Annotated in this window: 4 protein-coding genes and 1 pseudogene; 4 read left to right on the top strand and 1 reads right to left on the bottom strand. The window is 41.2% G+C overall.

What is annotated here, in order from left to right:
* The 4 genes and pseudogenes from B3D47_RS09800 to B3D47_RS09785 all read left to right on the top strand — a co-directional run.
* On the top strand, positions 1-502 hold a 502-nt coding region (locus B3D47_RS09800), incomplete at its 5' end, for a zinc-binding dehydrogenase (RefSeq protein WP_286861760.1).
* 93 nt (positions 503-595) lie between these two features.
* A pseudogene (locus tag B3D47_RS09795) lies at positions 596-1818 on the top strand (IS256 family transposase).
* Between the two features lie 42 nt (positions 1819-1860).
* A complete protein-coding gene (locus B3D47_RS09790) occupies positions 1861-4527 on the top strand; it encodes an excinuclease ABC subunit UvrA (protein ID WP_004979617.1) in 2667 nt (888 codons plus the stop codon).
* Positions 4528-4694: 167 nt separating this feature from the next.
* Positions 4695-5627, top strand: coding sequence for an IS5 family transposase (locus B3D47_RS09785; protein WP_079284451.1), 933 nt, complete (start codon positions 4695-4697; stop codon positions 5625-5627).
* A 133-nt stretch (positions 5628-5760) separates the two neighbouring features.
* On the opposite strand, the gene B3D47_RS09780 is transcribed toward B3D47_RS09785, so the two are convergent.
* Positions 5761-6838: zinc-dependent alcohol dehydrogenase (locus B3D47_RS09780; RefSeq protein WP_286861756.1), on the bottom strand; the 1078-nt coding region annotated here is incomplete at its 5' end.

Here is a 6838-nt window from a genome sequence, read left to right as displayed (position 1 = left end):
AGCCTATTTGCAACAGTGCCTTATTTTGAATCATCTTGGTTATGAGATTACAGCTTCGACTGGTCGACCTCAAGAGTCAGAATATTTAACCTATCTAGGGGCGAGTGAAATTATTGATCGTATTGAATTATCTTCCCCAGGAAAGCCATTAAACAAAGAAGTTTGGGCTGGCGTAATTGATACTGTTGGAAGCCATACTTTAGCCAATGCATGTGCTAGTACAAAATATCGTGGTGCAGTTGCTGCGTGTGGTTTGGCAGGCGGAATGGATTTTCCAGCAACAGTTGCTCCATTTATTCTAAGAGGGATTACCTTATATGGAATTGATAGCGTGATGGCACCAATCGAATTAAGAAAAGAAGCATGGGAACGTTTGGCTACAGAATTAGATCAAACAAAATTAGAAACAGTAACGACTGAAATTCAGTTAACAGATGCTTTAAATATTTCAAATGAAATTTTAGATGGAAAAATTCGAGGTAGAGTTGTTGTACAGATATAGTTCAACAAAATGAGTTGTGGGACTGTTCTAAATTTTGTGTAAGTACTTAATTTTCATTTATCCTACTGAGGATAATAAAAAGAGGTACTTCACATGGATGAAGCTACAATCAAAAGTATGGCAGCTGAATTAGCTAAAGGTTTAAAAACTCCTGAAGATTTAAACCAAATGACAGCCATATTTAAAAAGTTCATGATCGAAACCGCTCTGAATACTGAGCTTTCTGAACATTTAGGCTATGAAAAGCATCAACCTAAGAAAGGATCTAATGCACGTAATGGTTTTAGCTCCAAAACAGTTCTAACACAAGATGGGCAGCTTGCTTTAGATATCCCTCGTGATCGTGATGGCTCTTTTGAACCACAGATTATTAAGAAGCATCAAACACGCATTACTAGCATGGATGATCAAATTCTTTCGCTATATGCGAAAGGAATGACAAATAGAGAAATTGTTGCTTTTTTAAAGAAATGTACGATGCCGATGTATCTGCCTCCCTTATTAGTAAGGTGACGGATGCTGTCATTGAACAAGTGACAGAATGGCAAAATAGAACACTCGATAGTCTTTATCCTGTTGTCTATTTAGATTGCATTGTTGTTAAGGTTCGTCAGCATTCAACAGTAATCAATAAATCAGTTTATTTAGCATTAGGCATTAACCTGGATGGCCAAAAAGAACTTCTTGGCATGTGGCTTGCTCAAACAGAAGGTTCCAAATTCTGGCTGTCAGTCATGACAGAGCTTAAAAATCGAGGAGTGCAAGATATTCTTGTAGCCTGCCTTGCGAAGCAGCGCTTCTCAGGACTAAAAGGCTTTCCTGATGCGATAGCCTCTGTCTACCCTCATACTGATATCCAGCTGTGTATCGTACATGTTGTACGCAATAGCCTGAGATTTGTGAGCTGGAAGGACTACAAAGCTGTAACAGCAGGATTGAAGGCGATCTATCAGGCAAGTACAGAGGAAAATGCTTTAAAGCCCCTAGATATCTTCTGCGATCAATGGAATCACCAGTATTCAAAAATTGGAGAATCCTGGCGGGCAAATTGGGAAAATATCCGAACGATCTTTAGCTATCCTGCTGAAATACGTCATGCGATTTATACAACAAATGCAATTGAATCATTGAATAGCGTGATCCGCCATTCAACTAAAAAGAGAAAGATCTTCTCTTCTGATGATTCAGTGAAAAAGGTCATTTATTTAGCAACTTCAAATGCTGCTAAAAAATGGACCATGCCAATTCAAAATTGGCGTTTAGCAATGAATTGGTTTACGATTCAGTTCGATGATCGATTAAAAGATCATTTATAAAAAATGAGACTTACACAAAATAATTTACAGGCTCGTAGAAACATGAAAATACATTCTTTTGGTGAACACAATAACATTACTTTATCTAATAATTGTATTGAAGTTCGAGGTGCACGTGAGCATAACCTTAAGGATGTAGATGTTTCTATCCCAAGAAATGCACTTGTTGTTTTCTCAGGTGTATCGGGTTCAGGAAAATCATCACTTGCTTTTGGAACTATTTTTGCTGAAGCACAAAGAAGATATTTCGAATCTGTTGCACCTTATGCAAGACGCTTAATAGATCAGGCCGGAGTACCAGATGTTGATGCTATTGATGGTCTACCACCAGCAGTAGCATTGCAACAACAACGTGGTGCAAGTAATACCCGTTCTTCTGTTGGAAGTGTAACAACTTTATCAAGTCTCGTGCGAATGATTTATTCGCGTGCTGGTGCATATCCTGCCGATCAGCCAATGTTATATGCCGAGGACTTTTCACCGAACACTCCTCAAGGTGCTTGTCCTACCTGTCATGGTTTAGGTCACATTTATGAAGTTACAGAATCGACAATGGTTCCTGACCCAACACTCAGTATTCGTGAGAGAGCTATCGCATCATGGCCACCTGCTTGGCACGGGCAAAACTTACGCGATATCCTAGTAACCCTAGGGTATGATGTCGATCGACCATGGAAAGATTTACCGCAATCGGATAGAGACTGGATTTTATTTACTGAAGAAACCCCAACAGTTCCTGTCTATGCTGGTTTAAGCCCCGCTGAGACTCAATCTGCACTTAAACGTAAACTAGAACCCAGCTATATGGGCACTTTCACTGGTGCTCGTCGCTATGTCCTTCATACTTTTGCTAATACCCAAAGTACGTTGATGAAAAAACGTGTTTCACGTTTTATGGAAGGAAAAATATGCCCTTCCTGTCATGGTAAACGCCTTAAACCAGAAGCCTTATCTATTACCTTTGCTGGAGTAGATATTGGTGAGTTTATGCAACTTTCTTTGGATAAGTTAACTTGCCTGCTTGAGCCCATTGTTCTTGGCAATTTCGACGCTCATGATGCTGGAGAAAAGACTAATAATAAAGTAACCCAACTTGATAGATCCGAACGAGCAACAACAGGTAGAGCAGTGCATTCTGTATCTCCAGATGTAAGACGTACGTCAGCACTTTCAGATGAAAAGAAAATTGCTGCGCAGCGTTTAGCAAATGGTGTGGTGGGGCGTTTAAATCAATTACGCCAGTTAGGTCTTGGTTATCTAACATTAGATAGAGCCACACCGACTCTTTCAGCGGGAGAGTTACAACGTTTGCGTTTAGCAACACAATTAAGTTCTATGCTATTTGGTGTAGTTTATGTACTGGATGAACCGTCTGCTGGATTACATCCTTCAGATAGTCAGTCATTATATGATTCTCTCGATAAATTAAGAGACGCTGGAAACTCCGTATTTGTTGTAGAGCATGATTTAGAGCTCATGCGTCGTGCTCAATGGTTAGTGGATGTTGGACCAGATGCAGGAGAGCAAGGTGGTAATATTTTATATAGTGGAGTACCTCAGGGTTTAAGTGAGATTTCAGCTTCACGTACTGCAAGTTATTTATTTAATAAAATCCCAGTTACTCAAAGTTATGGACGTACACCCTCTGGTTGGCTTGAACTTAACAATATTTACCGACATAACCTGCATAATATTGATGCTCGTATACCTCTTGGTGTACTTACAGCAGTTACAGGTATTTCAGGTTCAGGTAAATCTAGTCTCGTTTCTCAAGCTTTACCCGAGTTAGTACTTTCATATTTAGGCAATGAATCTGAAACTGAAAACAATAATGAAAATAATCCTTTAAATGAAGGAATGTTGGTTACCGAGGTTACACAGGGTTCTCTGGCTGGTGATGTGGAGGCTATACAGCGTCTGGTACAGGTTGATCAAAAACCAATTGGCCGTACTCCACGTTCTAATCTGGCAACTTATACGGGTTTATTTGATCATGTTAGAAAGTTATTTGCTGGGACTCCTGAAGCTCGCCAAGCTCATTATGATGCTGGACGTTTTTCGTTTAATGTGGCTAAAGGGCGATGTGAAACTTGTGAAGGTGAAGGCTTTGTCAGTGTAGAATTATTGTTTATGCCAAGTGTATATGCCCCTTGTCCGACATGTCATGGTGCTCGATATAATGATGACACTCTGAAAATTCGCTGGAATGGACGTAATATTGCTGAAGTATTAGGAATGACCGTCAATGAAGCACGTGATTTTTTTGATGGAGAGGTCTCGATTGCTCGTTCACTACAATTATTAAAGGAAATTGGCCTTGGTTATTTACGTTTAGGGCAACCAGCGACTGAACTATCTGGTGGAGAAGCGCAACGTATTAAATTGGCGACCGAGCTGCAACGCAATCAGCGTGGAAATACACTGTATATACTTGATGAGCCAACTACAGGTTTGCATCCATCAGATGTAGATCGATTGTTAGTTCAATTGCAGCGATTAGTCGATGCGGGTAATACCGTGGTTATGATTGAGCATGATATGCGTGCCGTTGCACAAGCAGATTGGGTGATTGATGTGGGACCAGGTGCTGGAAATGCTGGTGGGAATATTGTTGTGGCAGGAACACCAAAACAAATAACAGAAAATCAAGATAGTCGTACTGCTCCATATTTAGTTAATGAGTTAGTGAGTCGTGATACTAAACGTTGATATTGCGAGTGGGTAGAATAAAACCTTAAATTAAAAGCCTGTAAAATCAATCAGATATTTTTTTGTTTTAGGTGGTGTGTGAGCATGAAATCTAAAAGTTTTTTTCAACTAAGGGCTTTGTTGCACAAACCTATCTGTAACGGCTTTTTCAGCGATATAATTTTCAAATGAAGAAGCCTACACAGAAAATCTACCGCACAACCAATTGGCCCGCATATAACCGAGCACTCATGAGTCGCGGAAATATTGCCATTTGGTTTGATCCTGCTACGCAATGGTATGCTCCATCAAAAGGCAAACAAGGGCGAAATCAAACCTACTCCGACGCAGCCATCCAATGCTGCTTAATGATTAAATCCTTATTCCGTCTGTCTTTACGTATGGTCACTGGCTTTGTGCAAAGTCTGATTAAACTTTGCGGATTAAATTGGACAGCACCAGATTACAGTACGCTTTGTAGAAGACAAAAGCATATTGATATTGCAATCAGCTACCAAAAAAGTAGCGATGGGCTGCATCTACTCATAGACTCTACAGGCATGAAGTTTCTAGGTGAGGGCGAATGGAAACGCAAGAAACATGGACCTGAATATCGTCGCCAATGGCGTAAATTTCATATTAGTATAGATGCCAAAACCCTGCAAATACGAGCAGTTCAGCTTACAACCAATAATGTCAGTGATTCACAGGTGCTTGGTGATTTACTTGATCAGATTCCACAAGATGAGCAGATTGACTCTGTTTATACCGATGGAGCTTATGACACCAAGCAATGCCGTCAGGTCATTGCAGATCGGCAAGCGCATACGGTGATTCCACCTAGAAAAAATGCGAAACCATGGAAAGATACAAAGAGTAGCTCGCTAGAGCGAAATGAATTACTTCGAACAGTTAAACGTTTAGGCAGGACACTATGGAAAAAATGGTCAGGCTATCATCGGCGAAGTTTGGTTGAAACTAAGATGCACTGCATTAAATTATTAGGAGATAAACTCAGTGCAAGGAGTTTTGATAGCCAAGTGAATGAGATCCATGCACGTGTAGCAGTGCTTAACAGATTTACGGAATTAGGTCGACCACTTACCCAAGTTACGCCTTAAATTTGGCTCAATTAGGGGCGCTTTGCATTTCAAATCTTTGTGCAACAAAGCCCTTAAAAACAAGAAAAAGAGGATTGATAAAATGATGATAAAAAATAAAAAAGCGCCTGATGGCGCTTTCCTTTAATCATATTTATGGCGTCAGAATCACTTTACGACAGTCTTCTTCTTTTTTATCAAAAATACGGTAACCTTCCGCAGCATCTTCCAGTTTCATGCGATGGGTAATAATCAGATCTGGAGACAGATCTCCATTTTCAATATGTTCTAGCAACTGCGGCAAGTAGTTATGCACATGGGTTTGTCCCATTTTAAAGGTTAAACCTTTGTCAAAGGCATCACCAAACAGGAAGCCATGAATTGGACCGGCATAAACTCCAGGTACACTCACCACACCGCCGCGGCGGACCGCTGCAATACATTGTCTTAACGCTGAACCACTCGAACCTTCTAATTTCAGGTTGGTCATTACGGTTTCCAGCATGCTGCCTTTAGCTTCAAAACCGACCGCATCAATGACGGCATCGACTCCACGATAACCCGTGGTATTTTGAATGATAAATTCAGCGGCATCGACTTCATCAAAATTGACCGGAATCACTCCATAGGTTTGATGTGCGAAACGCAGACGATAAGGATGGTGATCGACCATAAAAATCTGCTCGGCACCGAGCATCCGCGCACAGGCAGCAGCCAGCAGACCGACTGGGCCAGCACCATAAATCGCCACACTGGAACCTCGACCAACTTGGGCATTGTTCACTGCTTGCCAGGCGGTTGGTAGAATATCGGTCAGGAATAATACTTTTTCATCAGGCAGGGAGCCTGGCACTTTAAATGGTCCGACATTGCCCTTGGGGATCCGCACATATTCAGCTTGACCACCCGGTATACCACCATACAGATGGCTAAAGCCAAATAAAGCTGCCCCTGGTGGAATCTGTTTTTTATTGAGAATTGCACCACGGCCGGTATTGGTATTTTCACAGGCAGCCATTAGTTCATGTTCACAGAAAAAACAGTGACCGCATGCAATCACAAAGGGAATAATTACCCGATCACCTTTTTTGACTTCGGTTACTTGTGGGCCGACTTCTTCTACAATTCCCATAAATTCATGGCCGAAAATATCACCGTCTTCAGTGGCCGGGATTTTTCCCCGGTATAAATGCAGATCTGAGCCACAGATGGCGGTGGCTGTCACCCTTAAA

The sequence above is a fragment of the Acinetobacter sp. UBA3461 genome, assembly GCF_002381195.1.
GTDB classification, from domain to species: domain Bacteria; phylum Pseudomonadota; class Gammaproteobacteria; order Pseudomonadales; family Moraxellaceae; genus Acinetobacter; species Acinetobacter schindleri.
The sequence above is the reverse complement of the archived record's forward strand: the minus strand, read 5'-3'. Positions and strand labels throughout refer to the sequence as shown.

Coding starts and splice junctions, on each gene's coding strand:
- B3D47_RS09790 (WP_004979617.1), top strand. CDS start 1,861: ATGAAAATACATTCTTTTGGTGAACACAATAACATTACTTTATCTAAT.
- B3D47_RS09785 (WP_079284451.1), top strand. CDS start 4,695: ATGAAGAAGCCTACACAGAAAATCTACCGCACAACCAATTGGCCCGCA.